Raw genomic sequence first — 671 nt, 5'->3', positions numbered from 1 at the left:
GGCGCCTTGCCGGCGGTCGCGGGCGGCGGCCCGCTCGCCGCGGTGTCGCTGCTGCTCGGCCTCGGCTGGCAGGCGGGCAGCGCCGCGTGGCGACGCTGGCGCGCGCAGGTGCTGGCCGCGCCGCATGACCCGGCGCTGTTCGACGCCGGCGCCATCGCCCCGTCCTCCGCGGCGCTGCGGCTGGAAGGCGCGCCCCTCTTCGCCGCCGCCTTCGCGCCGCTGCGCGACCGGCCCGGCTTCGCCGCCGACCTGCTCGACCTCGCGCTGCGCGACGACGCCCCGGCGCGCCTCTGGGCCGAGCACGGCGGACGCTTCGCCTCGCCCGAAGCCGCCGCGGAGGGTTTGGCCGAATTCCGCCGCGTCTTGCTGGCCGAGAGCGCCGCGGCCGACGTGTCGGCGCCCGCCGTCCAGGCCGTGGTCGCCGGCCTGGCCGACGCTGCACCGGCGATCCGCCCGGAAGCCGCGACGCCCGAAGCCGCGCGCGCGCTCCTCACTGCCGCGGGCCTCGGCACGGCGGAAGGCCGATCGGCTTTGCAAGCGCTCGCCATGCTGCTCGGCCTGCTGCGCGAGCAGAAGGTGGACGCGCTGCGCGGCTTGGCGGAGTTGGCGCCTTGAAGCCCGCCGCCGCGCTGCTGCTCCTGCTCGCCCTCGCCGGCTGCGACGCCGCCGCC

General features: G+C 79.3%; 1 protein-coding gene. It reads left to right on the top strand.

The features are described 5' to 3' along the window. A partial coding sequence (locus ABD067_RS22985) for a hypothetical protein (RefSeq protein WP_343897742.1) occupies positions 1–615 on the top strand: 615 nt, incomplete at its 5' end. Positions 616–671: the final 56 nt, after the last annotated feature.

This window comes from Craurococcus roseus, from assembly GCF_039523795.1.
Lineage (GTDB): Bacteria > Pseudomonadota > Alphaproteobacteria > Acetobacterales > Acetobacteraceae > Craurococcus > Craurococcus roseus.
The sequence above is the reverse complement of the archived record's forward strand: the minus strand, read 5'-3'. Positions and strand labels throughout refer to the sequence as shown.